The sequence below is a fragment of the Paenarthrobacter sp. 10L420 genome, assembly GCF_056395385.1.
In genome coordinates, this window is record NZ_JBFTJK010000005.1 from 107,349 (window position 1) to 132,862 (window position 25,514).

Sequence of the window (25,514 nt, forward strand, 5' to 3'; positions counted from 1 at the left end):
AATAGCTTTTTGGGACAACACTTCAATCGTCGGGGTATCGATCTCTATACTGTTGGATAACAAAGTTTCGCCAATGGGACGCGTTTCGATGAACCAAGGTCCGCCGTCGACAACCTTCAGAAGGATGTACAATGCCAAGACCCACCCTGGTGGATGTTGCCAAAATGGCGGGCGTGTCCCGTGCCACGGCTGCGCGGGTACTCGCCGGTGAGACGAATGTCGACGTCACGATGGCAGCGGCTGTCGAGCACGCCGCAAAGGAGTTGGGCTATGAGACCAACAGTGCAGCACGCATGCTGCGCGGCGGGCGCGCGGGGGCGATCGCTCTCATCGTCGCCTTCAACGAGCTTGACAGCCTGACAGGCACGTTCTTCACTTCGGTGCTCAAGGGCGCTGCGAAGGGCCTTTACGCCGGCGAAGTCCAACCCATACTGGTCCCGGCCGACCACGACGAGGGCGACCGTATCCCACGGTTTCTGCGCTCGGGGGCGATCGACGGTGCGATCGTCATCCTTCAGCACGAGATCACGCATCTGGCGCAGGTGCTCACGGACTCCCCCATTCCGATCGCGTGGGTTGGGCAACCCCGCGTCCCACTTGCTCCCGACGCGATCGTCATCGACTCTGACAACTACGGTGGCGGAAGGCTCGCTGCCCGGGCGCTTGCCGACGCCGGACGGCGACGACTGGGCATCATTGCTGGCCCGAACGATATGGAGCCAGCCCGCGAGCGTATCAGGGGTTGGCGCGACGAGCTCACGCAGCTCGGCATCGACCACAGCCCGATCGTGCATGGCGACTTCACCCTGATGAGCGGTTCAGCTGCGATGGCGCGGCTCCTCAAGCGATACCCGGACCTCGACGGCGTTTTCGCGTCCTCCGACCTGATGGCGAGCGGGGCGATTCGGGTCCTCCAGGCAGCGGGTCGACGCGTTCCGTCCGACGTCGCCGTGATCGGCTTCGACGACGTCACCATCGCGACCACCATGGATCCAACACTCACAACAGTTCGGCAGCCGTTGGAGGATATGGGCCACGTCGCCGCGGAGACCATCCTCGCGGTCCTGCGAGGGCGCGAAGTCGACCGACGGCCGATTCTTAGCACTTCCCTCGTGCAGCGAGAGTCGGCTTAATGACTGGCCTTCCCGCTGCCCCCGCACAACAGGGACCCGTCTTTGTGACGGCCACGAAGGCGCTTACCTGGGAGGAAGGGCTTATCGTCGGCAGTGGTCGGGTCGGTGCCGTCGCGTACGGTCCGGCCGACGCCATCACCATTTCCCTCGCGCACGAGGGCTACTTCCTCCCCGTGAATCCCCGACCTGACGCACCCGACCTCGCTCCTGTGCGTGGGCGGCTGCGGGACGCCCTCCTCTGTGCTGATGCCGACGCCGCAAGCGGCGCGCTCAGCGACGGCGTCCGCGCCAGCGGGTATGGCGACGACCTGATCTGGACGGACCCACTTGGTCTCTGCGCGACACTGACTATACATACCCCCGGCGGCGTCTCTATGTCGCAGCGGACCATAGATCCGCTTCTTGGCGAGATCGCGGTTGAGTGGACCGACCTCGAACTTAGGCGGCACGCGCTCCGGCTCATCGCCCCGCACGGTAGCGAGTCTGTCCTGCTTGCGCTCGAGTCGGAATGGGAGAGCACCAGCATGGTCGAGCTAAGCCTGGGTGCCGGCGAGCCGACGTCCTTTGATACCGGGGTTCCCGACGCTTCAGCCGCTGTCAATGCGATTTTCGAGGGCGGGGCCCGTGGCTTACTCGTGGCTTCTGCAGGCGATGGGCCCACTGCCATCCGTGCTGCCGTTACGGCAGTGACGGGGACGACGTGGGAGGTCGATGGAGACGTTACACGCTCGGATGCACAGACGGGGCCCGACGTCCCTCGGCTGATCCGCGTCGACATCGCGCTGCCGACCACCGGGCGAAACGCCAAAGCGGCCGGCGCCATTCCGGCGTCGTGGGATGAAGTCCGCAACGAGCAGCGGGAAGCGCGTTATCCCCTCGCTGCCGCGTCAATGCTCGATCTGCAAAGCGGCTCGTCCGAGACACGAACCGAGGAACTATGGGCAAAGGCCCGCATCGGTGACGAAAATGCGCTCCGCCGGGTGGTCGAGGCAGCGTATTTGAGCGGACGGGCGAACATCATCGCCTCCACCGGCGAGCTGCCGCCGACCCTCCAGGGTGTCTGGCAGGGAACCTGGCGGCCTGCTTGGTCGGCCGACTACACCCTGAACGGCAACGTACAGAATGGCGCCATGGCAGGTATGACTCCAACAGGCACCCCGGAGCTTGCCCTGTCGCTCCTCAACCTCGTACTCCCGCATCTTGACGACTACCGGGATAACGCACGACTGGTCTTCGGTGCCGAGGGAATGCTACTACCGTCGCGGATGTCGACCCACGGCCGCACCAACCATTTCGCCGAGCAATATCCCCACCTGTTCTGGACCGGGTGCGGCGGGTGGGTTCTGCGGGTCATAGCCGATGCCGTGGCCACTACCGGCGATCGATCGATCGTGGACGACAGAGTGTGGGAACTGGCCGAAGGAGTCCTCCGTTTTGCCGAAACCGCATTTCCTGAAGTCGACGGCGTGCGCAGGATTGTCCCCTCTTACTCACCCGAAAACACACCGGGAAGCGCCCGGGTCCCCCTCGCGACTGACGCGACGATCGACGTCGCCATTCTCCGCGATGCTGCCCGGGCGACCAGACTGCTTGGCCGGGCCCGGGGCGACGACTCCTTGGATGAACGATGGTCACATGTCCTGCGCCACCTGCCGGCCTATCGCGTCGCAGGCGACGGCACACTTGCCGAATGGCTTGACCCACAGTGGAACGAGAACATCGCGCACCGCCACGCCTCCCAGCTTTACCCGCTGTGGTACGAGATTGATCCGGCCTTTGATGGCGACGGCGAGGAGGCGACGCGATTGCGTGCAGCCGCCTCTGAAACGGTGAGGAACAAGATAGCGTGGCGTGCTGAGGCGCCCACCGCGCCGCCTGGACGTATGGAGATGGCTTTCGGCCTCGTCCAGCTCGGGATGGCCGCTGCAGCGCTCGGTGATGCTGCGGCGGCGGAGACCTGCATCAACTGGCTCGCGATCGATCATTGGAGCCCGACGCTCACAACAACGCACGATGCGGGCAGGATTTTCAACCTGGACGCAAGCGGAGGTCTTCCAGGACTCGTCGCCTCGATGTTGCTCGGGTCCACCACCGACTCGCTGTCAGTACTGCCGGCGGTACCTGCCGCATGGCCGCGCGGGTCCGTGACGGGACTTCGCGCACGCGGAGGGCTCGCCATCGACCATCTCAGCTGGGACAGGCACGGTGCCTCCTTCACCGTGCATCGACTTCCTGGAGCGGGGTGGCTGGCACCGTTGGCGGGGACGCGGGTGCGGCTCCCCCGGCCGGCGTCGATCCGCGTTGACGGCGAGCCATTGGCGGGCGGACAGCTCACCATCGGCGAGCGTCCGCTACACGTCGAGCTGGAATGGCTGCGGAGCTAGGAACTCCGGCGGGCGGTCGACCACCAATCAGCGTGCGGAGTGCCTATGAACGAACGGTGATGATGGTCTTGCCCTTTCGTCGCTCGGTCGGGTTGAGGGCGGCAATGGCGTCGTCGAGAATAGAGACGTTCCCGATGTTCGTTCGCAGCCGGCCATCCCGCACGCGCTGGGCGATCTCGGTCAGTTGGGCGGGAATGGACTCGACCACGAAGTCGACCGCCAGCCCGTCTCTGGGCCGCGCGTCGGCCAGCCCGGTGACGGTCACCAGCGTTCCCCCGGCCCGGATTAGGTTTGCGGACCGCTTCTGGATGTCCCCGCCGATGACGTCGAACACCAGGTCGACTGCGCCGATGTCTTCGAGGGTGCCATTGTCGAGATCCAAGAACTCGTGAGAGCCGAAGTCAAGCGCCTTCTGACGGTCGGCGGCGCGTCCGGTGCCGATGACATAGGCACCGGCCTCGCGCGCGAGCTGTGTCACCATGGTCCCCACAGCGCCGGCCGCCCCATGCGCGAGGAGGGTCTGCCCCGGCTGGAGGCGGCCGTGCACGAACAGCCCCTGCCAGGCTGTGAGGCCCGAGATCGGCAGGCTCGCACCGACCTGGAAGTCGACATCGCCCGGCAAGGGCGCAAGGTTGCGTGCCTCGACAGCCACATACTCCGCTAGGGTGCCATCACGATGCCAGTCCGAGATACCAAACACCCGCTGTCCCAGCGAAAGCCCTGTAGTGCCATAACCAAGGGCCGTCACCACTCCAGCCAGTTCGTGTCCGATGATCGACGGCGACCGCTCACGTCCGGCCCGATCCGTCCAGGTAGACGACCACTCCACCTCAGTCGGTACGTATCCCGACGCATGGACCTCAACGATGACGTCGTTGATTGCCGCGGCTGGCTCTGGACGCTCCAGCAGCCTCATTCCGACCGCCCCTGCGGCCTGATCCGTTACCACTATCGCCTTCATTTGGTTGCCTGTCTGTTGTCTTGTCTCATGACTCATAGTTGATCCTTGCGTTGAGCGCCAGCTGTAGCTCCCTCCGTGATCTCAGAGGTGTTCGTTCGGAAGGTCGTCCCGCCGTACCGCGTAGCGGTACGCGTGCGTGTCCGTCTCCACTTCGAAGCCGGCAAGGTCCGCTTCAGATGCCTGTTCGAAGTCGTCGTGCGAATGCACGATAGGTGCGAAGTAATCGCCCCGCGATGCGGGGCCCAAAAGGACGTAAGCCCACCAAACCGGACGAAAATTTCGCTTGATAAAACCAAATGCGATTGCCATCGTTCGACCTTTCAATTGGAAAATTCGGCACGTCTCCAACACTTCTCGTTTCACTCCCCCAGAGCGTTGGGTTTAGGATCCGTGTGACCCTCTGATCACTCCTGGGTGCTTGGGGTCGATGAGGTCGGCGTACTGCGGGTTGCGCTCGATGAAGGTACGAACGATCGGGCACATGATGGTGACCGTTTTTCCTTGTGCGCGCACATCATCGAAGACGCGGCGGATTAGCTCGGTGGCGATTCCCTGTTTACGGAACTTGGGGAACACTGAGGTGGCCAGCAGCACAAGTCGATCGTCGTCGACGAGGTTGTAGGGCAGCCCTGCGATTTCGGTGTCGCCGAGAATGGCCTCGTAGATGCCGGTTTTCTCGTCGTTGACGACTTGGAATTCGAAGGCGGTCATTGAGGCGTCCTTTCGCTGATTGACTGTGCAGGGTATGCCGTATCCGTACGGCCCGATGTAGAAAGATCGTCTTTGTCTTGACCCGCCTGCCCGGGTTGACATCGAAAAAGGAATCCCCCGTTTCCAGGCCTGTTCCGGCATCACAATCGACTTCATCATTCATCTCCTTACATCCGACCCATCACCTAAACGCTTTTTTCTACAGCGCATTTTTGGATCTGCAAGGTTAGCGGCACAAAACGGGCATGTCTTACCGCGACACATCGATAAGAGTTGCGCCCTTGAAAGGGGCTGGATCCTCACCCTGGTGATGTCGTTCCAAAGAGGATCGCGGTTGAGGTTGTTGGTAAGACGGCGCAAAGGACCGACGCATATAAGTATGTGCAGCCCACAACCGGACTGATAGGGAGCCAGCATGGCGGGAACCACTGGGAGTACGGTCACGCCGACCGAACGAGAGCAGGAGGCTGCAGACGTGGATGTACCGGCAACGACGCCGTCGGCGCGGACGACTTCATCGTGCGTCCCCCGCAACAGCGCCGTGGCGCGGGCCCTTGGCCTATCCCGACTTCACGTCCAAAGCACGGCAAGACCCACTGTTTAGCACGCGTATCGAGGAGAAGGAATTTATGACAACCGTCGAGCTCAGGGACGATAATTTCGAGACCACCATTAAGGATAACGACATTGTTCTCGTTGATTTTTGGGCCCCGTGGTGTGGCCCTTGCCAGCAGTTCGGCCCAATCTTCGAGCGATCCGCAAAGGATAATCCTGGCATCGTTCACGGCAAGCTCGATACCGAAGCGGAGCAGCGCGTCGCAGCAGCCGCAGGCATCACTTCCATCCCGACGCTGATGGCGTTTCGTGAGGGAGTCCTTGTCTTCAATCAGGTTGGCGCCCTTCGGGCTACCGCTCTCGCGCAGGTCGTAGAGTTCGTCAAGAACCTCGACATGCGCGAGGTTCGCACTGCCATTGCCGCCGGGACGAATAAGTCCCTGTCGGAGAATTGACGTCGTCAGGAACGGAAACCAGCCCGTACCTGGACAAGACCGGTCCGGAACCGGGAAGGCCATCCCGGCCGATCGAGCCGACCTGGAAGGAGGATGGGATGAGGACATACTTCGGGGAGGTTTTGGCCCGCGAAAGAGTTCACCTGGCTGGGATCACTGACCGGGCGATGCTGACCAGCTGGCGCCATCGCATCGTCGAGGAGCTCATGACCCCGCAGTCCCCATACGCGTTGGCGTTGCGCCAGACCGGCGACGTGCGTGACCGCTCCGACTTCCTCGATCAGTGGCGCGAGCTCCTCGCCGAGGCGTTGGATCGTTTGCTCCGGTCCGGCGTCATGCGGCGGAACCCGTGCCCTTCCCCACGAGGTCCGAAGAGCGATGTCGATCCTCAGAAGACGGCTGTTCTGATTCTTGCGGCGCTTCATGGAGGCAGCACGCTGAGTCAGATCGCTCAAGACCCTCTGCCCCTCAACGCCGCACTCGACCTTGCGCTCGTGTCTTTTGAGGCAGGGGATGACGACCCGCCCGCACGGACGGGAACGAGCAGTTCGATAAAATGGATTTGTGATGACAACGGTTGACTCGCGCAGTGGCAGGCGCCTCACGGCGCGCGGTGAAAAGACGCGGGCAAAGATCGTCGCCGCGGCGGCCGAGCTGATCTATGTCCAGGGGGTTGGGGCCACCACGCTCGACGACGTTGTAATGGCCAGTGGAGTGAGCAAGTCGCAGCTGTATCACCATTTCGCAGGCAAAGACGAACTCGTGCGGGCCGTCGTAGATCATGTGGGCGCGCGCATCATCCAGCGTGAGCGCGATGCTCTTGGCCACGTCTCCACGGTCACGGGCCTGCGCCGCTGGCGCGATGCCTTGGTCCAGAACAACGCACTACGACATGGCGCCTACGGCTGCGCGCTCGGCTCGCTGGCCGCCGAAGTCTCCGATCAAGACGATGCCGCCCGACGCGCCGTGTCTCAGCTCTTTACTGAGTGGCAAGGACTGCTGGCCGGCGTGTTGCGCAGGCTTCAGGATGGTGGTGCGCTTCCACCTGAGGCCTCGATTGAGCAGCTCGCGACCGGACTCATGGGTGCCGTCCAAGGAGGATACATGCTGGCACAGACCGCCCGGGATGTAACACCCATGGCGACATCGATTGACATGGCGCTTTCTCATATCGAGAGCCTGTCTACTGACTAAGTCTCCCTGACAAAGCCAGAGGATCAGGCTCTGATCCTCGCGGTGCCAGCGAACTGCTCAAGCCGCTCATGCCATCCGGACATGAGCTTCCACCTTCGTGTGTTCGATGGATTGGCCAGATGCCGGCTCCCCTTCCAGATATTCGTTGGCGATCAGGTAGGCACGGATTTTGCGCCGGGCATCGAAAATGGTTTTGTAGATCGCGCCCCGATTCGATCCAGATCTACACACCATCGCGTCGATTGACACACCGTTGACCACGACCGCGACGAAGAAGCGGCGCTGGTGATGGGTCAATGTCTCGTTCATTGCCCGCTGCACGGCCGTGATCAGTTCCCGCTGCTGTGTCTGAGCGAGCGGGTCCGCTCCGAAGAGTGCAGGGAGTTGTTCCCATTCCTCGGCATCCAGGGACACGGATGGCCTACGCCTTAAGTGCCGGGCGAGTTTGTTCGAGACCTCCAGCGCGACAAAGCGGTAAGCCCAGGTGGTGAATCTGCTCTCCCCGCGAAAAGTGTCGAGTTTCTCAAGTAGGGAAACCATCGCATCATCGGCGGCCTGATGTGCAAGGTCCTCGAGCTCCGGCCCGTTGATTCGGAAGGCGGGTCCACGGCGATACGACTCATGGAAAGCCACCCTCAGCAACATATTGTGCAGCCGGGACAACGCCGCGTCCCGTTTGCTTCCGGCATCGCCGAGTGCGTTCAGCCAGGATGAGGAGTCCATGTCCATGTCGGTAAGTCCAAATCGGTGCGTGCGCCATAGCTCTGTCGTCATCGGGTTCAGCATGGGCGCAGGCGGCTGTGCCGCTGATGGCTCCTGCAGGTTCGTCGTCGCGTTGTGGCGCGTGGTTTGTCGGTGAAGTTGGTTTGATCTGCCCGTCCCACTAAATGGAACTATTTAGTCCGGACTAGAGTCTCAAGGCTTTGTTCGGCAAGTCTTATTTGCGTATATGGCCTCGATGTCATCGCGTTCTGCTGGCTTCGGGCGCGTCGATATCTGGACTATTTCGTCCTGTTTAAGGTAGAACTGTTGGAGTGTTTCGACAGCCACCTCGAGCACGTCAGCGGTCGCCCTTGGGCATGACCGGATTCAAAGAAGGGTAAGGGAGTCAGATGTCTGAGAACCGTTTTATTAGCGACGCCATTAACGCCAGCGGAGAGACCGCACAGGACCGTGTCAAATTGGCCGCCATGGTTGCCGAAGCCGGGACCAACGCGGGGCCGGCCACTACAGTTGAGGATGGGCCCAGCGATGCCTCCATCCTGAACTTCGCCCTCAACCTTGAGTACCTTGAGGCCGAGTTCTACCTTCGTGGCGCAACCGGGCAGGGACTTCCCGAAGACATGGTGGGAGGGATCGGGACTCCCGGCCAGGTCTATGGTGGCCGGCAGGTCGATTTCCGCAGTCCCTTGATCAAGAACATTGCCCGCGAAATCGCCATGGACGAGCAGGCCCATGTCGCGTTCCTCCGCAGCGCACTCGGAGGCGCGGCCGTTGCACGGCCACGCATCTCCCTCGACCACAGCTTCACTGCTGCAGCCACCGCTGCCGGGTTGATCGAGCCCGGACAGATCTTCGACGCATACGCCAACGACCGCAACTTCCTCTTCGCCGCCTTCCTCTTCGAAGACGTGGGAGTCACCGCTTTCAAAGGGGCAGCACCGTTCATCTCGAACAAGACCTACCTGGACGCTGCAGCCGGCCTGCTGGCCACGGAGGCCTACCACGCCGGAATCGTCCGTGCCACCCTCTTCAGCGAAGGACTCGCGGACGACTCCGTGTTCGAGGTCGTGCACAAGATCTCCGCGCTCCGCAACACGGTAAGCGGCCCCGGAGACGATGACCAGGACCTCGGCAACCGGGACGTGGCCAACCTCGTTCCAACCGACGCATACGGCCGGACCTTTGGCCGGAGCGCAGCGCAAATCCTCAACATCGTCTACCTCGGCGCCCAATCAGGCACCTCCGGCGGCTTCTACCCCGACGGACTCAATGGAGACATCGTCCACGGCACCGGGCCGAGCGAGGACTGAGTGCAGCCCGCGCCAGTCAGCGGTCCCGAGAGAAAGCTGACTGCGTTCACGCGTGCGAAGTAGACGATCACTCCGATCGATCATGCCGACTTGGGCTTTTGCCCACGGTCTGGAACCACCCCACAGGAAAGAAGGATCCAATGTCCACCCCCGACTACAGCAGAGATCGTGACAAAGTTGCGAAACTCACTCCCGAGCAGTACGACGTCACCCAGAAAGCGGCGACGGAGCCGGCGTTCCGGAACGAGTACTGGGACAACCACGACGCCGGCCTGTATGTCGACATCATCTCCGGAGAGCCGCTCTTCACGTCTCTCCACAAATTCGACAGCCGCACAGGTTGGCCCAGCTTCACGGCGCCTATTGACCGAAGCAATATCGTCCTGAATGAGGACCACACCTACGGCATGGTCCGGACCGAGGTGCGTTCCAAGCATGGTGACAGCCACCTCGGTCACCTCTTCAATGACGGCCCAGCCGCCGACGGCGGTTGGCGTTACTGCATCAACTCGGCCGCGTTGCGCTTCATACCCTTGGAGCAGCTCGAGGCAGCTGGATATGGGCAGTTTCGCAGGCTTTTCGCCACGGAGGAAGAATCATGAGCCGCGACCGCTCGATACTCGCGAGCGGCTGCTTCTGGGGCGCCCAGGAGCTGCTCCGAAAGAAGCCGGGTGTGATCTCCACCCGAACCGGATACTCCGGTGGCGACACACCAAACGCCACCTACCGCAACCACGGTAACCACGCCGAAAGCGTTGAGATTGTCTTCAATCCCGACATCCTCTCCTTCCGGGATCTGCTCGAGTTCTTCTTCCAGATCCACGACCCTTCGACCCCGGACCGGCAGGGGAATGATATGGGCCGCAGCTATCGGTCCGCCATCTTTTACACCAGTGAAGAGCAGAGGCAGATCGCGCTGGACACCATCACAGATATCGACGCGTCAGGACTTTGGCCCGGCGAAGTCGTCACGGAGGTCGAACCGGCCGGAGCTTTCTGGGAAGCAGAGGAAGTACACCAGGACTACCTCCAGAAGTACCCAGACGGCTACACCTGCCACTACCCCCGCCCAGGATGGAAGCTTCCGCAGCGCGAGAGCCAGACCGCGTTCGGAGGAACCTGATGGACCACCTCGACGGCAACGGCTTCGAGGACCAGGCCGAGTACTTCGGCCTGCTTCCGCCCGACGAGAGCCTCGACGCCGATGAACTCGGAGACGAGATAAACGAAACCGGGTACTCGCCGTTGGATTGGCGCCCGGCTGACCTCTCCTGGGGCTTCACATTGAGCGAGGCGAGGTCCCGGGAACCGCTATCCGCCCGGCTTGCCCGAGAGATCCCCGAAGTGACTGAAGAAGTGATCGGAGACGGTATCGGCGACACCACCGACACAGACGGCGAGGTTATCGACGATCAGGTCGGTTCTGTGCGAGCTGGCCGGCTGACATGGGCCGGCTCCCCAGAGAGTTTCGATCCGGCAACGGATTACTGGGCGGAAGACAACGGTTTAGACGGTGCCGGTGCATCGGCGGAGGAAGCAGCAGTCCACATCGTCCTGGAAGAAGACGATATGCGCTGGTCGTAAACAACCTGGTTGTAAGCGACGAAGATGCAAAACGAGGCCGGTCAGAGCAGCCAGCGCCACCAGCGTGACTGTTCCCGTTCCGGCGTCGGTTCCGGCTCCGGCTCCGGCTCCGGTTCCTCACCCAAGGCCAGCGCGGCCTCGGCGATGTCGTTCGCGGTGAGCGTCGTGACCGCCTCACGATCGAGGGCATCGAGACTTTGTTCCTCGTCGAGCGACAGCCGCAGCGCCTGGCGGTTGAGCGCCTGTTCGAACAGCGTGCGGGCGAACCGTGCATTGCCGGAGTCCTCGCCCGCGTGGAGCCCGATGAGGATACGACGCAGCATCTGGTCCGCACCCGGCTCCAGCGTGTACTCGTGTTGGGCCAGCATCTGGTGGAAGATCGTCTGGAGTTCGTCGACGGAGTAGTCGGGGAACGTGATCTCGCGGGCGAACCGGGAGCGCAGTCCGGGGTTGGAGAGCAAGAAGGATTCCATCAACCGCGGGTACCCGGCGACGATCACCACCAGGCGGTGGCGGTGGTCCTCCATCCGCTTGAGCAGAACCTCGATCGCCTCCGGGCCGAAGTCCATCCGCCCGTCCTCCGGGGCCAGTGCGTACGCCTCGTCGATGAACAGGACACCGTCCAACGCACGCCGGATCACCCGGTCCGTCTTGATGGCGGTCGCCCCGACGTACTGCCCCACCAGGCCCGAACGATCGACCTCGACCAAGTGCCCTTTCTGCAGCAGACCGACCGCGCGGTACATCTCGGCCAGGAGCCGCGCCACGGTCGTCTTGCCTGTGCCCGGGTTTCCGAGGAACACCAGATGCTGGGATGTGGCCACCTCCGGAAGTCCGTGCGCCTTGCGGCGGGCCTGAACCTGGAGCAATGCGACCAGGCCCCGCACCTGTTCCTTCACGGTTTCCAGTCCCACCAGCGCGTCGAGTTCGGCCTGCACCTCGGACAGCGGCCGGGCCGGCCCGGGCCTGGCGCCGATGAGATCGCCCACCAGGTCATCGACACGTTCCGAACCGGGCAGCTTGAGCTGATTGGCCAAGTGGCCGATGGTTTCGCGCAGGTCATCGAGCGGATTGCGGCTGGCAGCCATACATCAACTGTAATACTCGATTTCCCAGCAGGGTGAGGTGGGCTCCACTGGTGTCAACGCAGTTTGGTCAGAGTGTTCGCGCATACAGGCCGGTGGCAAATTGTCCCTGTCATCTCTTCATCACTCTCGCCGTTCTTTCCTCACGAAGCGAAGTTTTAGGGAACGTTCCCAAGATTTATTGAGACTAAGCCGCCTTCACCGCCCAGGTCAAGGAATTCCCGCCAAGTTTCCCGCTTCTGGCCCACTTCCCTTCCTTTGGCATCGGGCGGCGGGGCTGTTCGCGCGGTGAACCGAATGGCTCTTCAACACATCAAAAATGGGGTATTGACGTGGCCTGCATCACGTCCCTAGAATTTTGTTCAGCAGATTTGGGAACGTTCCCCAAAGTCGCAACTACCGCATCCATCCCCATTAGAGGATCTTGGCCGACGTTGTCGACAGACCCCTTCGGGCAAAAGCGAAATCAGATGACAGGAAGATCATGACTCTCAGAATCGGCGTAGACACCGGTGGTACCTTCACCGACCTTTGTGCGTTCGACGAGGCGAACGGACAAGTACACGTCCGTAAGGTCTCATCGACACCCGACGATCCCGGACGCGCAATTGTGCTCGGCATCCAGGAACTGCTCGAACAAATGGGCGGGCGCTCGATCGAGGAGGTTACCTACCTCGCGCACGGCACCACAGTGGGCACGAATGCACTCCTGACCGGGCGCGGCGTGCGCACAGGGCTTATCACCACCAAGGGCTTCCGGGACCTGCTGGAACTCGGACGCGGTCGCCGCCCGCACCTCTACGATCTGCAGGCCGACAAGCCGGAGCCTTTCGTTCCACGTGACCTTCGTCTGGAAGTGACCGAGCGCGTACGCCACGACGGACGCATCGAAACGCCTCTGGACCTTGATGAAGTCCGGGCTGCCGTGCGGGAACTGAAGGAACAGCAGGTTGAATCCATTGCAGTCTGCCTCCTCTACAGCTACCTACGGCCAGAGCACGAGCAGCAGATAGCTGCTGTCATCGCTGAGGAATTCCCTGAGGCGTATGTGTCCCTGTCCAGTGACGTTCTCCCCGAGTTCCGTGAATACGAACGCCTTTCCACCGTCGTCACGAACGCCTATATCGGCCCTGTGGTGGCAAACTATCTCGGTCGCCTGCGTCAGCGCCTTGCCGAGAACGGACTGAAGTGCATCCCGCACGTGACCCAGTCCAACGGTGGAATCATCCCCTTCGCAACGGCCGAGAAGATGCCGGTCCGTCTGGTTCTCTCCGGACCGAGCACCGGTGTTGTGGGCGCCGCTGCAATTACCAGCGCGGCAGGTAGCCCGGACATCATCACGTTCGATATGGGTGGCACGTCCTCTGACGTCTCCCTTGTGCAGAATGGCGAACCCAAGGTCACTTCCGGCATGGAGCTGGACGGCCGTCCGATCCGTTCCCCCATGCTGGACATCCACACCGTTGGTGCTGGCGGCGGTTCAATTGCCTGGATCGATAGTGGTAACCACCTCAAGGTCGGCCCGGCGAGCGCCGGTGCCTTCCCCGGCCCGGCCTGTTACGGAAACGGACAGGATGCCACCGTGACGGACGCCAACGTGGTTCTCCAAGTCCTCAATCCGGAGTATCTCCTGGACGGCCAGCTGAAGATCGACGCACAGGCGTCCCACAGGGCGGTCAAGGCTATCGCAGATCCCCTTGGCATGAGCGTTCCGGAGGCGGCGCAGGGCATTATCCGGGTAGTCACGGCGAACATGGCACGGGCCATACGTGTCATCTCGGTACAGCGAGGTTACGATCCCCGTGATTACGCCCTTGTCCCGTTCGGTGGCGCCGGCCCTCTGCATGCTTCCCGGCTGGCCATTGAGCTCGGCGTCGACCGCGTCGTGGTTCCGGAAACACCGGGCGCCCAGTCCGCGCTCGGGCTGCTCATGACGGATATTCGCAGCGATTTCATGCGCACACAGATCACGCATGTATCCCCTGATAATGCGGAAGACATCGCTAAGATCTTCGCTGAACTCTCCGACCATGCCTCGGACTGGTTTGATGAGGAAGGGATTGAAACAGAACGCCGGAGCGTCGTCCGTCGCCTGGAAATGCGGTACGCGGGGCAGAACTATGAACTTCCTGTCGAGCTCCCCGAAGGCGACATCGATGCCGCAGCGATCGCCGGCATTATCGAAGGCTTCCAGCGCGCGCACGACCGCATGTACGGCTACAGTGCCCACGACGAGGCCGTGCAGGCAGTGACCTTCCGGCTTCAGGCCATCGCAGACGTCCCCCGTGCCGAGATCGTACGCGCTGCCGCCAACGGACGGAAGGCGCAGGACGCCGTCGTCGCCCGTCGTGACGTCTACCTTGCCGAAGAAGGCGATTACGTCTCATGCCCGGTCTACGACCGGCGCCTGCTCGACGTCGGCCACCGCATCGTGGGACCTGCCGTCATCGAACAGATGGACACCACCACCCTCTTGCTTCCCTCCGATGTCTGCGTCGTCGACGACGTGCGCAACCTCGTCATTGAAATCCGAAGGAGCCCCAATGAATAACAAAACCACGCAACAGCTCGACAGCGTTCTTGCAGAAGTCATCGGCTCCGCGCTTGCGACCGTCGTCGAGGAAATGGGCGAAACGCTTGTCCGCGCCGCCTACTCCACCAACATTAAGGAACGCCGGGATTGCACGGCTTCCCTCTTCGACGCGAAAGGGCAGGGCATTGCCCAGGACGAAGGCGGCTCGCCCCTGCACCTCGGTTCACTGATGGGCATCGTGGACGGCATCCTGAGCCGCTATCCGTTAGACGAGATCAAAGACGGTGACACCTTCATCGGCAACGATCCATTCAGCGGCGGCGGATCCCACCTGCCTGACATCGTCCTGGCCACGCCGGTTTTCGTCGATGGCATCTTGACCGCCTGGGCGGCCAACCTCGCCCACCACGCCGATTTCGGCGATCGCGGTCACGCGCACATCTTCCAGGAAGGCCTGCGTATCCCGCCCGTCCGCCTTATCCGTCAAGGCGCGCTGCAGGAGGAGATGCTCAACCTGATTCTCCTGAATTGCCAGGTCCCGCACGAGCGGCAGGCTGACCTGCGTGCACAGCAGGCGGCAAACCGCCTTGCATCCCAGCGGTACAAGGACCTCTGCGAACGCTATGGCCGCGAAGTCATGGTTCAGGCAGGCGAAGATCTGCTCGACTACACCGAACGCCGCACCCGGGCAGCCATTTCGGCCATGCCGGATGGCGAGTACTCCTTCCAGGACAAGTTCGACTGCCCCGAGCTGGACGACGAGCTCGAACTTCAAGTGCGTATCGTGATCGACGGCGAGAACATCTCGTTCGACTTCGGCGGAAACCCTCCGCAGGTCCGCGCAAGCGTCAACGTCGTCTGGACTGCCCTGTACGCCTCGGTCTACTACTCGCTCAAGAGTCTGATCGACGCCGACATCGTCCCCAACGCGGGCCTGTACCGGCCCGTGAAAATCGAGGCGCCGCTCGGAACCATCATCAACTGCCAGGAACCAGCAGCGGTCAACGGCCGCAGCGAAACATGCCAGAGGATCGTTGACCTCATCCACGGCGCGTTGGCCACGGCCGTCCCCAAGCGGGTCACCGCAGCAAGCAATGGCGCCAACACCGGTGTTCACTTCTCCGGACGGAACTCGCGCACTGGGCGAGAGTTCGTCTATCTGGAGACCATCGGCGGCGGATGCGGGGCCCGTGCTACCAAGGACGGCATGGACGGTGTCCAGGTCCACATGACCAACACCTCCAACCTGCCGGTTGAAAGCCTCGAGGCCGAGTACCCGCTCGTCATCGATGCCTACGAACTGATTCAAGACTCCGGCGGCGGTGGGGAACACCGTGGTGGCCTGGGTATCCGGCGTGCGGTTCGTGTTGAGGATCCCGACATTCATTTCTGGCTGGATACAAGCCGTCAAAAATCCCGTCCTTGGGGCCTCGACGGCGGACTGCCCGGTGAGGGCGCGCGTGCCGTCCTCAGCGAGGGGGCACGGCCCATCAACCACGGATACACGGTCCTCCAGACCGGCGACCGCGTAGCGATCGAAACAGCCGGAGCCGGAGGCTATGGCCCACCGGAACTGAGGAATGTGGACGAGGTCGCCCGAGACCTCGCAGAGGGAAAGATTTCAGAGGCGTTCGCCCGGGAGGTCTACCCAGAGCAGTTCAGTCAAATCGTCAGCGGACACTCACAGTCCGCCCTCACCCCTAGGAAATAACATGGCAAATACAGCCAGCGCCACGGCCCCCGTGGCTTCAGCCACCCGGCGTCGTGTTTTCATCTCCACAATGCTCGGCAACGTCGTCGAGTACTACGACTTCACATTGTATGGGACCTTGGCCGCAATCATCTCAACCCAGTTCTTCCCCTCCGGCGATTCGACTGCCGCCCTCCTGGCCGTATACATCGGCGTCGTCCTCTCTTACGCCATCCGGCCCATCGGGGGGCTGATCCTCGGTCCGCTTGGTGACATCAAGGGTCGAAAATTCGTTCTGATCCTGACCATCGCCCTGATGAGCATTGGTACTGCCGGCATCGGTTTTCTGCCGACCTACGCAGCCATCGGCGTTGCAGCGTCGGTACTGCTGATGCTCTCCCGTCTTTTGCAGGGCATAGGCGCAAGTGTGGAGTACACAACTGCTGCCAACTTCCTGTTCGAGCATGAGAAAGGCCGTCGGCCCAACTTCGTCGCGGGGGTGCTGAACTCGACGGCCTCAGTGGGATCGTTCCTCGCCGCGGGCATCGCCTACATCTTGAGCGTTGCGATGCCCGGCCACGCGTTCGCGGATTGGGGTTGGCGCATCCCGTTCCTGCTTTCCATTCCGATCGCGTTCATCGGTGTCTACATGCGTAACCATGTAAGTGAAACACCTGAGTTCCAGAAGGTTCTCAAGGAAGCCGCGACCGAGAAGGTCAAGCAAACCCCTCTGCGTACTGCTCTGCGCTACCACTGGGCAGACATGCTGAAGGTCATCGGTCTTGGTGCGGGCCAGCGCATCGGCTCGTACACAATCCAGGCGTACTTCGTAACAGCACTGATCACCGCGGGGTTCCCGGCATCCCAGGCATTGCTCGCCTCGATGCTGACTTACGCCGTGGGTCCCATTACCAGCATTTGGGGCGGCTCCCTCGCCGACAGGTTTGGTGCCCGTGTAGTACTGCTGACGGGTTACGGGCTCTTTGTTGTCCTTACCGTGCCGGCCTTCTTCGCGATCGGCGAGAAGTCGATCCTCCTCGCAACGGTCAGCGTCATCGGTTTCACGTTGATCAACAACCTGGTTGCTGCCCCGCTCAGCGTGGCCTACGTCCTGAGCTTCCCGCCGGAAGTACGGTCCACAGCATCTGCACTGAACTTCAACGTCGGAACGTCATTGATCGGCGCCACGGCCGGCCTCGCCGCTGTATGGCTGTTCTCCATCACAGGTTCCAACGTGTCCTTTGGCTGGTACATGACCATCGCGTGCGTCATTTCAATCCTCGTGACTGTCTTCGCCCTTCCCAAGGCACTCCAGCACAGCAAGACGGCGATCAATCCGTCGGCCGCCCCAGCCGTGAGTTAGCAGTATGCAAACCTGCTGGGTTCGGTCCCCTCACTCCGAAGGGGACCGAACCCAGCCTCAAGAATCCCGGAGCCCGGGTGGGCCGCATCCACGATTGGAAACGAAGTGATCAGACCAAACGTCCGCCAGGCGGCTGCGACAGCAGTGGCAGCCATGCTTGCCCAGCCCAACCGTTCGGCGGTGCTCTGATGGTTGCAACACCGATTCGGACCGCCATTATTGGATTCGGAGTGTCAGGCAAGGTCTTCCATGCGCCTCTGATCGCCGCGGACCCGGACTTTTCCCTGAACGCCATTGTGACAGCCAATGCAGAGCGTGCCGGTGAGGCCGCCCGCCTCTACCCGGCGGCAAGAGTTTTTGCCAGCGCGGATGAAATATTTGCTTCCGCGGATGACTTCGACCTGGTGGCCGTGTGCACACCGCCTTCCACACACATGGACCTCGCGTCCGCAGCGATCGCCCAAGGTCTGCACGTGGTGGTGGACAAACCATTCGTGCCCACCTCGCAGGAAGGGGAGCACCTTCTTGATCTGGCATCCGGTGCAGGGGTGCAGTTGTCGGTCTTCCAGAATCGTCGATGGGATGCTGACTTCCTCACTCTTAAAAGGCTCATTCGCGGCGGAGATCTGGGTCAGGTCCATAGCTTCGAATCCCGTTTCGAGTGGTGGCGGCCAGAGGGCTTCGGCAACTGGCGTGATGCAGCGACTCCGGCCGAAGGCGGTGGCCTCCTTCATGACCTGGGCGCCCACCTGATCGATCAGGCCATCCAGTTGTTTGGCCCGGTCCTGGACACCTACGGTGAAACGGCTAACCACGGGCCCAATCCTGAAGGGGGCGAAAGCGAAGCATTCGTGTCCCTGCTGCACGAGTCGGGGGTTCGCTCAAGGCTCTGGATGAACGGTGTGGCGGCCCGGTCGGGACCTCGTTTCCACGTACTCGGTTCCTCTGCCGGCTACACCAAATGGGGTTTGGACAGCCAGGAGACGGACCTCGCTGCCGGAGTTCTGCCCACGGATCCTTCCTTCGGCGTCGAAAACCAAGAAGCGTGGGGCATTCTCGGCACGGGCAGCACGGAAACAGCAATCCCCGCGGAGCGGGGAGCGTATCCGCGCTTTTACACGCAACTTGCCGAATCCATCCGAGGTACCGGCCCGCTTCCTGTGGATCCGCGCGAATCCATTGAAGTGCTTCGGATCATCGAAAACATCCACTCGTCCGTCAGGGGTCTCTCGTAGAGACTCCAAACCGGGCAGCCAGCAGACAATAAGAAGAACGAAGAAAGTAAAGAATCATGTCCTCCACGTCTCCCAAGAAGCACGTCATTGTCATCGGCGGCGGCATCTTTGGCGCTTCCACGGCCCTGCATCTCGCCCGGGGTGGTGCCCAAGTGACACTTGTGACTGCCGGGTCCCTCGCAAACGGGGCGTCCGGCCGTTCGATTGCATGGCTAAACTCCTCCGGTGCCCGCTCGGCCGAATACCACTACCTGCGGTTGTTGGCCATTGACCGTTACCGCACTTGGACTGCGCACCACCCGGAAAGCCGCCACTACATCCAGTTCAACGGCGCCATGAAATGGGCCGCTCCGGGAAAGACCTTCCGGGATACCTATGCTTTTGAACGCCATCATGGGTACGAGTCGGTTTGGGTCGAGCGGGGGGACGTAGCAGCAGTCGCGCCGGACGTGAATGCGCAGGCCGTGGCCGAAGAAGGTGCCATCTTCAACCCCGGTGAGGGCTGGGTGAATATGCCGGACTTCATTCCAGTGCTGGTTGCAGAGGCCGTGGCGACGGGAGCCGATGTGATCAGCGACGCCGGGGACGTGCGGGTCGACGTGCAGGATGGGATCGCGGTCGGTGTGATCCTCGGCAGCGGGACGCGGTTGTTTGCTGACGAAGTTGTGCTCGCTACCGGCGGTGACGTTCCGGCCCAGCTCGCCGCCCTCGGGGTCACGGTCCCGGACAGGACCACGGCCGCATTTGTGCTTCTCACCGATCCGGTCGATGTAGAAGTCAAGACAGTGCTTAACACCCCGCGTGTTGCGGTGCGCCCCACGCCCGATGGCCGTCTTGTGCTCGACTCGGACTGGGCAGAGCAGACGGTATTGGTCGAGGACAATGGTTCGTTCACCGTGCCGCGGGAGTCGGTGCAGGGCCTGCTGGAGGAGGCTTCAAAGGTACTCGCAGGCAACCCACGCCTGACAGCCCACCTCGTCGCCGCGGGGCTCAAGCCGATCCCAGGTGACGGGTTGCCGGTGGTCGGATCCATTCCAGGGATTCCGGGCCTGTACACAGTCTTCAGTCACTCCGGCGCTACTCTCGGTTTGATCCTCGGGGAATTGCTGGCAGAGGAGATCCTTACAGGCACTCCCTCCCCCGTACTTGAATCCTTCCGACCGGACCGCTTCGGTTCCAACGATCCTGCGCACGAAGCCCTGGGCACGGGAGCGTGGGAACCGGTAAGGCAGTAGAAAACCAAGCAGAACGTACAAGGGTCAGAGAGGCGGTGGACGCAAGGTGTCTGCCGCCTCTGGGCTTAGGGCCGGTGCGGCGTGACAGGGGCTGGCTACAGTGGGTATAAAGTCTGGTAACGATCCCAAATGGACCAAGGAGGAACGCGACTATGGCCCAGCCCGTCTCGGAGTCAGTAACGATCATAGACGTGGCGCAGCTGGCAGGGGTGTCAAAATCAACCGCGGCACGGGCGCTGGCTGGATACGGCTCCGTCAGCAGTAAGGCGCGGCAAGCAGTCGAAGCTGCAGCGGACACTCTGGGGTACCAGGCCAACGCCCTGGCCAGAAGCATGATCACCGGCAAAACCACAACGGTGGGTGTCGTCATTCCGGACATCAGCAATCCTTTTTTTGCCAACGCCGTCAGGGGCATCTCGACCGCCGCCCGTGAAGCGGGATATGACGTGCTCCTTAGCAGCACCGAAGGGGAACTGGGCTTGGAGCGACGGGCAGTATCGGTGCTTGCGGGAAAAAGGGCCGACGGCGTCATTGTCGCCCCGGTTTCGAATGAGGACACAGCCCATCTGGAGGAGTTGGAGGCTAAAGGAATTGCTGTCACCCTCCTCGACCGTCCTGCGCCGAACGTCACATCCGCGTCCTACGTGGCAGTGGATCACGTTGGAGCGTCTGCATTGGCCGTCCAACACTTGCTTGACCTGGGGCATCGGAACATCGGCATTGTCACGGAAGCGACAGCGCTGCTACCTGACCAGATCCACCCTGAGGTCGCTGCATCTCTGCGCCCCGCAACTGCCCGCCTACTGGGCTACGCCATGGCGCTGCGGGGCGCAGGAATTCGTTATGATCCGGCGTTAGTGGCTTCAAGTTCCTATTCGCGACACTCCGCTGGAGACGCAGTCCGCTACCTTCTCAAGTCCAAACCCAGCATCACAGCCCTCTACTGCACCGATGCCGAGATGAGTGCCGGCGCCTTTGCCGCGCTCCAGGACATGGGTATCGACTGCCCAGGTCACCTGTCCTTGGTCGGCTTCGATGATCAGGACTGGGCCACCCTGGTACGTCCTCGACTCACTGTCGTGGAACAGCCCAGCTATCAGCTGGGAAGGACGGCTTTCAAGGAGCTGACCGCTTCGATGCTCACCCCAAACGAGAGACGGCGCAACCGTATCCTGGGCGGCCGTCTGGTGGTTCGCGAATCCACGGCCAGGAGCCGCTCCGCCTGATACTGAAAATCACAATGCGACTCCAAATCCAGAGGGATGGAAGGTGCTGCTGCCATCGGAGAATCCGGCCACTATGGCAGCAACAAAGCATCTAACGCGAAGTCCTTGACTTCCCGAGTAATGGGGTCTACTGCTTGGCATGTTGAATGCATTCTCACATCCAAGGAGCGGACATGGAAGCCAACGGCTATGGAGTTGTGCACTTCTTCCCAGGAGGCACACAGGACCAATACGAGGCATCAATTGCTGCCGTCCACCCGGGGGAAGGGCTCTTGCCCGAGGGGCAGACCTTCCACGCAGCGGGCGCCTCGGAGGGAGGTTGGACCATCATGGCCGTCCACGAATCGAAGGAGAGCTGGGAGAAATTCCGTGACGGCATCCTCCTTCCCCGGATGCAGCAGGGAATCGAAGGCGGATTTGCAGCGCAGCCCGAGGAGACCGTGATCGATCTGTACAAGATCATGCCCTAACGGCTCGAAGCTCGACTTGTGTCAGCTCCGAAACCCGCGGAGCTCCCAGAGCCGGTAGGCCCTGAGTTCATCGAGCATGCGCAGAGCCTACTGGACGTCCTTGGACCGCCTAATTGGTCGCGTTGGCGAGCCTGGCTGCCAGCGTCCTGACGTGCTCGACAAGTTCTTGGGGTTCGTGCACCTGGAAGTCGAACCCTTTGGTTGTCACGTAGATGGCCAACTCGTCCAACGAGTTGGAACCGGCCCGCAGGGTGCAGCTGTGCTCGTCGATCGGCTCCAGCGCCCCGGTGGTGGGGGCAATCCGCTCCGCCGCGGTCTCGGCGCTGACATGCAGGGTGAACCGGGCCTGGTAGCGGTAGGCCGACGTGGAGATCGCCCGCGAGGCATAGCCGCTGATATCCGGGTGAGGCGGGGTGCGCGGAGTGAACCGTGGCCCGGTGGGCGTGCGGGGATCGAGGCGGTCCACGCGGTAAGTGCGCCAGTCCTGGCGGTCGACGTCCCAGCCAATGAGGTACCAGCGCCGGCCTGCGTGCACCACCCGGTGTGGCTCGGTCGTGCGGATGCTGCTGGTTCCGTCGTGGGTGCGGTAGTCGAAGCGAAGGCGCAGCGAGTCACGGCACGCGGCGGCGATGGCCGTGAGCGTGCTCGGGTCGACGGTGGGGCCGGAGCTGGCCATCGGCACGACCATCGACTGCAGGGCGTTGATCCGGTGGCGCAGCCGGGACGGAAGTACCTGTTCGAGCTTGGCCAGTGCCCGCACTGAGGTCTCCTCGATGCCGGTGATCGACCCGCCGGCGCCCGTGCGCAGGCCCATCGCGACCGCGACGGCTTCGTCGTCGTCGAGCAGCAGCGGTGGCAGGTCCGCGCCTGCACCCAGCCGGTAACCGGCGGTGCCCGGGGTGGCCATCACGGGGTAGCCGAGGCCGCGAAGCCGGTCGACATCGCGGCGCACAGTGCGTGGAGTAATCTCCAGCCGCTCGGCCAATTCGGTGCCGGACCAGTCGCGTCGGGTCTGCAGAAGAGAGAGTAGTCGCAGCAGCCGTGCCGAGGTTTCCCACATGATTTGAAGTCTGCCATAGTCCTAGGACCGAATCTGACCTAACCGGTTCCTAGAGTTATCGGCATGGAGAACAACACAGAGATCCGGCCCTTCACCATCGACATTCCCCAGGCTGACCTGGACGACCTGCGGGACCGGCTCGCCAGAACCCGGTGGGCCGCGGACCTGCCCAATGTCGGCTGGAGCCGCGGGGTGCCGGTGGGCTACCTCAAGGATCTGGCCGAGTACTGGCGCGATGGCTACGACTGGCGCGTCTACGAGCGGGAACTGAACAAGTACCCACAGTTCACCACCGAGATCGACGGACAGAACATCCACTTCCTGCACGTCCTCTCGCCCGAGCCGGACGCGCTGCCGCTGATCCTGACCCACGGCTGGCCCGGCTCGATTGTGGAGTTTCTGAATGTCATCGGCCCGCTGACCGACCCCAGGGCACATGGCGGAGATCCGGCGGACGCGTTCCACCTGGTGATCCCGTCGATCCCCGGCAGCGGATTCTCCGGACCCACCGGCGAGGCTGGCTGGGACACCAACCGGGTGACCAGGGCCTTCGCTGAGCTGATGAACCGGCTCGGCTACGACCGCTACGGCGCGCAGGGCGGGGACACCGGCGCGGTCATCTCCCCGGGGCTCGGCCGGCTCAACCCCGACAAGGTCGCCGGCGTGCACGCGAACGGGCTCTCTGCGTTCACCGAGATCAACCCGGACGAGGCGGGAGAGCTGACCGAGGCCGAGCGGGCGCGGCTGGATCACCTGCAGTACCTTAAGACCGAGCAGTCCGGCTACATGATGATCCAAATCACCCGGCCGCAGACCCTGGCGCACGGGCTGCACGACTCCCCGGTCGGGCAGTTGGCCTGGATCGTGGAGAAGTTCAAGGAGTGGACCGATCCGGCCGCCGAACTGCCCGAGGACGCGGTGGACCGGGATCTGTTACTCACCAACGTGATGCTCTATTGGCTGACCGGCACCGCCGGGTCCTCGGCCAACAGCTACTATGAAACCGCGCACGCCGGAGCCTGGGGCGCGAGTGAACGTTCCAAAGTGCCGACCGGGGTCGCGGTGTTCCCCATGGATGTGTCGATCCGGCGCACCGTCGAGCTCGAACACACTCTCGTGCACTGGTCCGAATTCAGCCGCGGCGGCCACTTCGCCGCCATGGAGGCCCCCGACCTGCTCGTCGCCGACGTCCGGGAGTTCTTCAGGAAGCTGCGCTGAAACCACTGCGGGCGCCGGCCTCGATCAGGGCCGACGTCGATCAGGTTGGGCCCCCGTGAATCCCGCGACTCTCCGATGGGTGTAATCGCTAGGACCACACCTGTGGCCCACGACATGGTGGCGCCCGACGATGCCTGACCTGCACAAACGAGCCCTTTTCCTTGCCGGAGTCCCGTCGGACCCCGAGAGAACCTTGGAATCGGGACACTCCTGGTGGGCGCTGTAGAGGACTGTTGCCGAGGCCCGGCGCATCAAGGTTTCATTGTCCGGCTCGGCGTACTAAAAGCGGGCCTGGTTCGGATAGGCGCTTTCCTGCCGGTGCGCAATCGACTGGCGCAAGCGGCCAGGACCCAGCAGAGTACGAACATGCCGACTATCGCATAGCCCAATCCGGTCAGATCGATGCTTCCGATCGTCGCCAGTGCCCCTCCAATGGTTCCGGCTTTTGCAACAACCACGGATATCAGCTCCACCGTTCCGATGCTTAGCGCGACGGCTGCGGAGAGCCCCGTGAGGACGATGTTGTACTGAAGCCGGCGGTCCTGCTTCGAGAACGCCCAGTTATAGGCGAGGTTCATGAACCATCCGTCCACCGTGTCGAACAGACTCATGCCGGCGGCGAAAAGCACTGGCAGGATCAGGACGGTGTACCAGGGAAGCGCCATTGTGGCCGCGCCGCCGGCAATGACCAGCAGGGCCACTTCAGTCGCCGTGTCGAACCCCAGGCCGAAAAGCAGCCCTACCAAGTACATTTGCCACGGGTGCGTGATGCTCCGCATGACCGGCCGCAGGACACGGACCATCAGCGTTGTGGGAGATCCGGTCTCTGGAGGCACTGCGTGGCCAGCCCGAAGCCGGCGGAAATCCACAACGACCCGGATCAGAAGAGTCACGTTGAGTGCCGCCAGGATATAGAGGAACACTCCCGAGATAGTGGTTCCAGCCAGCCCGAGGGCTTCGTGCAGGGGCGAGGCGTCCTTACCGACGAGGATTCCGAGATACTGTGCTCCTCCTGCCAGTAGTGCGCAGAGTCCGAAGACGACGCTGGCGTGGCCGAGCGAGAACCAGAAGCCCACCGAGAGCGGCCTAAGGCCCTCACCGATGAGCTTGCGGGTGGTGCAGTCGATGGCTGCGATATGGTCGACGTCGAACGCGTGCCGTGCTCCTAGCAGGTACGCACCGGTTCCGATCCCCATGCCGAAGATTTGTGTGGAGCTGAGGTGCAGGCTTTGAGGAACGATGCTGAAAACCAAAACACCCCAGCCCACCGCGTGCAAAGCGATGATGGTGCCCGCCATGCCTGCCACGGGAGTCACCCGCCACCGCGCGGTTGTTGCACTGCTGAACTTCGGCCGCTCAAGGGAAGCCAGGACACCCATGACCGGTTCC

24 protein-coding genes are annotated in these 25,514 nt (G+C 62.4%); 17 read left to right on the plus strand and 7 right to left on the minus strand.

Annotation, left to right across the window (positions count from 1 at the left end; genetic code table 11):
- The first annotated feature begins 131 nt into the window (after positions 1-131).
- Both AC1DD5_RS10230 and AC1DD5_RS10235 read left to right on the plus strand, forming a co-directional pair.
- Positions 132-1,133 carry a LacI family DNA-binding transcriptional regulator gene (locus AC1DD5_RS10230; RefSeq protein ID WP_477521363.1) on the plus strand — a complete coding sequence of 334 codons (1,002 nt, stop codon included), beginning with the start codon at positions 132-134 and terminating at the stop codon, positions 1,131-1,133.
- Positions 1,133-3,517, plus strand: a complete 2,385-nt coding sequence (locus AC1DD5_RS10235; protein WP_477521364.1) for a glycosyl hydrolase family 95 catalytic domain-containing protein — start codon at positions 1,133-1,135, stop codon at positions 3,515-3,517. The genes AC1DD5_RS10230 and AC1DD5_RS10235 overlap by 1 nt, the downstream gene beginning before the upstream one ends.
- 43 nt (positions 3,518-3,560) lie before the next feature.
- On the opposite strand, the gene AC1DD5_RS10240 is transcribed toward AC1DD5_RS10235, so the two are convergent.
- The 3 genes from AC1DD5_RS10240 to AC1DD5_RS10250 form a co-directional block, all read right to left on the minus strand.
- Positions 3,561-4,514 (minus strand): NADP-dependent oxidoreductase, encoded by a 954-nt coding sequence (locus tag AC1DD5_RS10240; RefSeq protein ID WP_477521365.1) that lies wholly within the window; start codon positions 4,512-4,514, stop codon positions 3,561-3,563.
- Between the two features lie 45 nt (positions 4,515-4,559).
- Positions 4,560-4,787, minus strand: a complete 228-nt coding sequence (locus AC1DD5_RS10245) for a hypothetical protein (RefSeq protein WP_477521366.1) — start codon at positions 4,785-4,787, stop codon at positions 4,560-4,562.
- 72 nt (positions 4,788-4,859) lie between these two features.
- Positions 4,860-5,348: a GNAT family N-acetyltransferase gene (locus tag AC1DD5_RS10250; protein ID WP_477521367.1), complete on the minus strand. Its 489-nt coding sequence runs from the start codon at positions 5,346-5,348 to the stop codon at positions 4,860-4,862.
- Positions 5,349-5,818: 470 nt separating this feature from the next.
- Here AC1DD5_RS10250 and trxA point away from each other — a divergent pair, with 470 nt between their 5' ends.
- The 3 genes from trxA (at position 5,819) to AC1DD5_RS10265 (ending at position 7,393) form a co-directional block, all read left to right on the plus strand.
- Positions 5,819-6,199 carry a thioredoxin gene (gene trxA / locus AC1DD5_RS10255; RefSeq protein WP_442005139.1) on the plus strand — a complete coding sequence of 127 codons (381 nt, stop codon included), beginning with the start codon at positions 5,819-5,821 and terminating at the stop codon, positions 6,197-6,199.
- 98 nt (positions 6,200-6,297) lie between these two features.
- On the plus strand, positions 6,298-6,780 hold the full coding sequence (locus tag AC1DD5_RS10260; protein WP_477521368.1) for a hypothetical protein: 483 nt from the start codon (positions 6,298-6,300) through the stop codon (positions 6,778-6,780).
- Entirely contained in the window at positions 6,767-7,393 is a 627-nt protein-coding gene (locus AC1DD5_RS10265) for a TetR/AcrR family transcriptional regulator (protein WP_442005068.1), read from the plus strand. The genes AC1DD5_RS10260 and AC1DD5_RS10265 overlap by 14 nt, the downstream gene beginning before the upstream one ends.
- Positions 7,394-7,459: 66 nt before the next feature.
- On the opposite strand, the gene AC1DD5_RS10270 is transcribed toward AC1DD5_RS10265, so the two are convergent.
- Positions 7,460-8,167 carry an RNA polymerase sigma factor gene (locus AC1DD5_RS10270; RefSeq protein ID WP_477521369.1) on the minus strand — a complete coding sequence of 236 codons (708 nt, stop codon included), beginning with the start codon at positions 8,165-8,167 and terminating at the stop codon, positions 7,460-7,462.
- A gap of 338 nt (positions 8,168-8,505) precedes the next feature.
- Here AC1DD5_RS10270 and AC1DD5_RS10275 point away from each other — a divergent pair, with 338 nt between their 5' ends.
- The 4 genes from AC1DD5_RS10275 to AC1DD5_RS10290 all read left to right on the plus strand — a co-directional run bounded on the left by AC1DD5_RS10275 (position 8,506) and on the right by AC1DD5_RS10290 (position 11,010).
- Entirely contained in the window at positions 8,506-9,426 is a 921-nt protein-coding gene (locus AC1DD5_RS10275; protein WP_442005066.1) for a ferritin-like domain-containing protein, read from the plus strand.
- 140 nt (positions 9,427-9,566) lie between these two features.
- The gene (msrB, locus tag AC1DD5_RS10280; RefSeq protein WP_442005065.1) at positions 9,567-10,028 is read left to right on the plus strand and encodes a peptide-methionine (R)-S-oxide reductase MsrB; all 462 of its coding nucleotides are present in this window, start codon (positions 9,567-9,569) and stop codon (positions 10,026-10,028) included.
- Positions 10,025-10,549, plus strand: coding sequence for a peptide-methionine (S)-S-oxide reductase MsrA (msrA, locus tag AC1DD5_RS10285; RefSeq protein WP_442005064.1), 525 nt, complete (start codon positions 10,025-10,027; stop codon positions 10,547-10,549). The genes msrB and msrA overlap by 4 nt, the downstream gene beginning before the upstream one ends.
- Positions 10,549-11,010, plus strand: a complete 462-nt coding sequence (locus AC1DD5_RS10290) for a DUF5709 domain-containing protein (RefSeq protein ID WP_477521370.1) — start codon at positions 10,549-10,551, stop codon at positions 11,008-11,010. Before msrA ends, AC1DD5_RS10290 begins: the two co-directional genes overlap by 1 nt.
- 41 nt (positions 11,011-11,051) lie before the next feature.
- On the opposite strand, the gene AC1DD5_RS10295 is transcribed toward AC1DD5_RS10290, so the two are convergent.
- A complete protein-coding gene (locus AC1DD5_RS10295) occupies positions 11,052-12,098 on the minus strand; it encodes an AAA family ATPase (RefSeq protein ID WP_477521371.1) in 1,047 nt (348 codons plus the stop codon).
- A 481-nt stretch (positions 12,099-12,579) separates the two neighbouring features.
- Between AC1DD5_RS10295 and AC1DD5_RS10300 the strand changes: the two genes are divergently transcribed.
- The 7 genes from AC1DD5_RS10300 (at position 12,580) to AC1DD5_RS10330 (ending at position 21,847) form a co-directional block, all read left to right on the plus strand.
- Positions 12,580-14,646, plus strand: coding sequence for a hydantoinase/oxoprolinase family protein (locus AC1DD5_RS10300; RefSeq protein WP_477521372.1), 2,067 nt, complete (start codon positions 12,580-12,582; stop codon positions 14,644-14,646).
- The gene (locus AC1DD5_RS10305; protein ID WP_477521373.1) at positions 14,639-16,339 is read left to right on the plus strand and encodes a hydantoinase B/oxoprolinase family protein; all 1,701 of its coding nucleotides are present in this window, start codon (positions 14,639-14,641) and stop codon (positions 16,337-16,339) included. The genes AC1DD5_RS10300 and AC1DD5_RS10305 overlap by 8 nt, the downstream gene beginning before the upstream one ends.
- A 1-nt stretch (position 16,340) precedes the next feature.
- Positions 16,341-17,681, plus strand: coding sequence for an MFS transporter (locus tag AC1DD5_RS10310; protein WP_477521374.1), 1,341 nt, complete (start codon positions 16,341-16,343; stop codon positions 17,679-17,681).
- 188 nt (positions 17,682-17,869) lie between these two features.
- Positions 17,870-18,916, plus strand: a complete 1,047-nt coding sequence (locus AC1DD5_RS10315; protein ID WP_477521375.1) for a Gfo/Idh/MocA family oxidoreductase — start codon at positions 17,870-17,872, stop codon at positions 18,914-18,916.
- A 56-nt stretch (positions 18,917-18,972) separates the two neighbouring features.
- Positions 18,973-20,151 (plus strand): NAD(P)/FAD-dependent oxidoreductase, encoded by a 1,179-nt coding sequence (locus tag AC1DD5_RS10320; RefSeq protein WP_477521376.1) that lies wholly within the window; start codon positions 18,973-18,975, stop codon positions 20,149-20,151.
- A 152-nt stretch (positions 20,152-20,303) separates the two neighbouring features.
- A complete protein-coding gene (locus tag AC1DD5_RS10325; RefSeq protein WP_477521377.1) occupies positions 20,304-21,377 on the plus strand; it encodes a LacI family DNA-binding transcriptional regulator in 1,074 nt (357 codons plus the stop codon).
- Positions 21,378-21,550: 173 nt separating this feature from the next.
- Positions 21,551-21,847 (plus strand): hypothetical protein, encoded by a 297-nt coding sequence (locus tag AC1DD5_RS10330; protein WP_477521378.1) that lies wholly within the window; start codon positions 21,551-21,553, stop codon positions 21,845-21,847.
- A 109-nt stretch (positions 21,848-21,956) separates the two neighbouring features.
- Here the strand turns inward: AC1DD5_RS10330 and AC1DD5_RS10335 are convergent, their stop codons facing one another.
- Entirely contained in the window at positions 21,957-22,907 is a 951-nt protein-coding gene (locus tag AC1DD5_RS10335; protein WP_477521379.1) for a helix-turn-helix transcriptional regulator, read from the minus strand.
- A gap of 63 nt (positions 22,908-22,970) precedes the next feature.
- Between AC1DD5_RS10335 and AC1DD5_RS10340 the strand changes: the two genes are divergently transcribed.
- The gene (locus AC1DD5_RS10340) at positions 22,971-24,125 is read left to right on the plus strand and encodes an epoxide hydrolase family protein (RefSeq protein WP_477521380.1); all 1,155 of its coding nucleotides are present in this window, start codon (positions 22,971-22,973) and stop codon (positions 24,123-24,125) included.
- 251 nt (positions 24,126-24,376) lie between these two features.
- Here AC1DD5_RS10340 and AC1DD5_RS10345 read toward each other — a convergent pair whose 3' ends face one another.
- Positions 24,377-25,504 (minus strand): HoxN/HupN/NixA family nickel/cobalt transporter, encoded by a 1,128-nt coding sequence (locus AC1DD5_RS10345; protein ID WP_477521381.1) that lies wholly within the window; start codon positions 25,502-25,504, stop codon positions 24,377-24,379.
- Between the last annotated feature and the right edge of the window lie 10 nt (positions 25,505-25,514).

Coding starts and splice junctions, on each gene's coding strand:
- AC1DD5_RS10230 (WP_477521363.1), top strand. CDS start 132: ATGCCAAGACCCACCCTGGTGGATGTTGCCAAAATGGCGGGCGTGTCC.
- AC1DD5_RS10235 (WP_477521364.1), top strand. CDS start 1,133: ATGACTGGCCTTCCCGCTGCCCCCGCACAACAGGGACCCGTCTTTGTG.
- AC1DD5_RS10240 (WP_477521365.1), bottom strand. CDS start 4,514: ATGAGTCATGAGACAAGACAACAGACAGGCAACCAAATGAAGGCGATA.
- AC1DD5_RS10245 (WP_477521366.1), bottom strand. CDS start 4,787: ATGGCAATCGCATTTGGTTTTATCAAGCGAAATTTTCGTCCGGTTTGG.
- AC1DD5_RS10250 (WP_477521367.1), bottom strand. CDS start 5,348: ATGATGAAGTCGATTGTGATGCCGGAACAGGCCTGGAAACGGGGGATT.
- trxA (WP_442005139.1), top strand. CDS start 5,819: ATGACAACCGTCGAGCTCAGGGACGATAATTTCGAGACCACCATTAAG.
- AC1DD5_RS10260 (WP_477521368.1), top strand. CDS start 6,298: ATGAGGACATACTTCGGGGAGGTTTTGGCCCGCGAAAGAGTTCACCTG.
- AC1DD5_RS10265 (WP_442005068.1), top strand. CDS start 6,767: ATGACAACGGTTGACTCGCGCAGTGGCAGGCGCCTCACGGCGCGCGGT.
- AC1DD5_RS10270 (WP_477521369.1), bottom strand. CDS start 8,167: ATGACGACAGAGCTATGGCGCACGCACCGATTTGGACTTACCGACATG.
- AC1DD5_RS10275 (WP_442005066.1), top strand. CDS start 8,506: ATGTCTGAGAACCGTTTTATTAGCGACGCCATTAACGCCAGCGGAGAG.
- msrB (WP_442005065.1), top strand. CDS start 9,567: ATGTCCACCCCCGACTACAGCAGAGATCGTGACAAAGTTGCGAAACTC.
- msrA (WP_442005064.1), top strand. CDS start 10,025: ATGAGCCGCGACCGCTCGATACTCGCGAGCGGCTGCTTCTGGGGCGCC.
- AC1DD5_RS10290 (WP_477521370.1), top strand. CDS start 10,549: ATGGACCACCTCGACGGCAACGGCTTCGAGGACCAGGCCGAGTACTTC.
- AC1DD5_RS10295 (WP_477521371.1), bottom strand. CDS start 12,098: ATGGCTGCCAGCCGCAATCCGCTCGATGACCTGCGCGAAACCATCGGC.
- AC1DD5_RS10300 (WP_477521372.1), top strand. CDS start 12,580: ATGACTCTCAGAATCGGCGTAGACACCGGTGGTACCTTCACCGACCTT.
- AC1DD5_RS10305 (WP_477521373.1), top strand. CDS start 14,639: ATGAATAACAAAACCACGCAACAGCTCGACAGCGTTCTTGCAGAAGTC.
- AC1DD5_RS10310 (WP_477521374.1), top strand. CDS start 16,341: ATGGCAAATACAGCCAGCGCCACGGCCCCCGTGGCTTCAGCCACCCGG.
- AC1DD5_RS10315 (WP_477521375.1), top strand. CDS start 17,870: ATGGTTGCAACACCGATTCGGACCGCCATTATTGGATTCGGAGTGTCA.
- AC1DD5_RS10320 (WP_477521376.1), top strand. CDS start 18,973: ATGTCCTCCACGTCTCCCAAGAAGCACGTCATTGTCATCGGCGGCGGC.
- AC1DD5_RS10325 (WP_477521377.1), top strand. CDS start 20,304: ATGGCCCAGCCCGTCTCGGAGTCAGTAACGATCATAGACGTGGCGCAG.
- AC1DD5_RS10330 (WP_477521378.1), top strand. CDS start 21,551: ATGGAAGCCAACGGCTATGGAGTTGTGCACTTCTTCCCAGGAGGCACA.
- AC1DD5_RS10335 (WP_477521379.1), bottom strand. CDS start 22,907: ATGTGGGAAACCTCGGCACGGCTGCTGCGACTACTCTCTCTTCTGCAG.
- AC1DD5_RS10340 (WP_477521380.1), top strand. CDS start 22,971: ATGGAGAACAACACAGAGATCCGGCCCTTCACCATCGACATTCCCCAG.
- AC1DD5_RS10345 (WP_477521381.1), bottom strand. CDS start 25,504: ATGGGTGTCCTGGCTTCCCTTGAGCGGCCGAAGTTCAGCAGTGCAACA.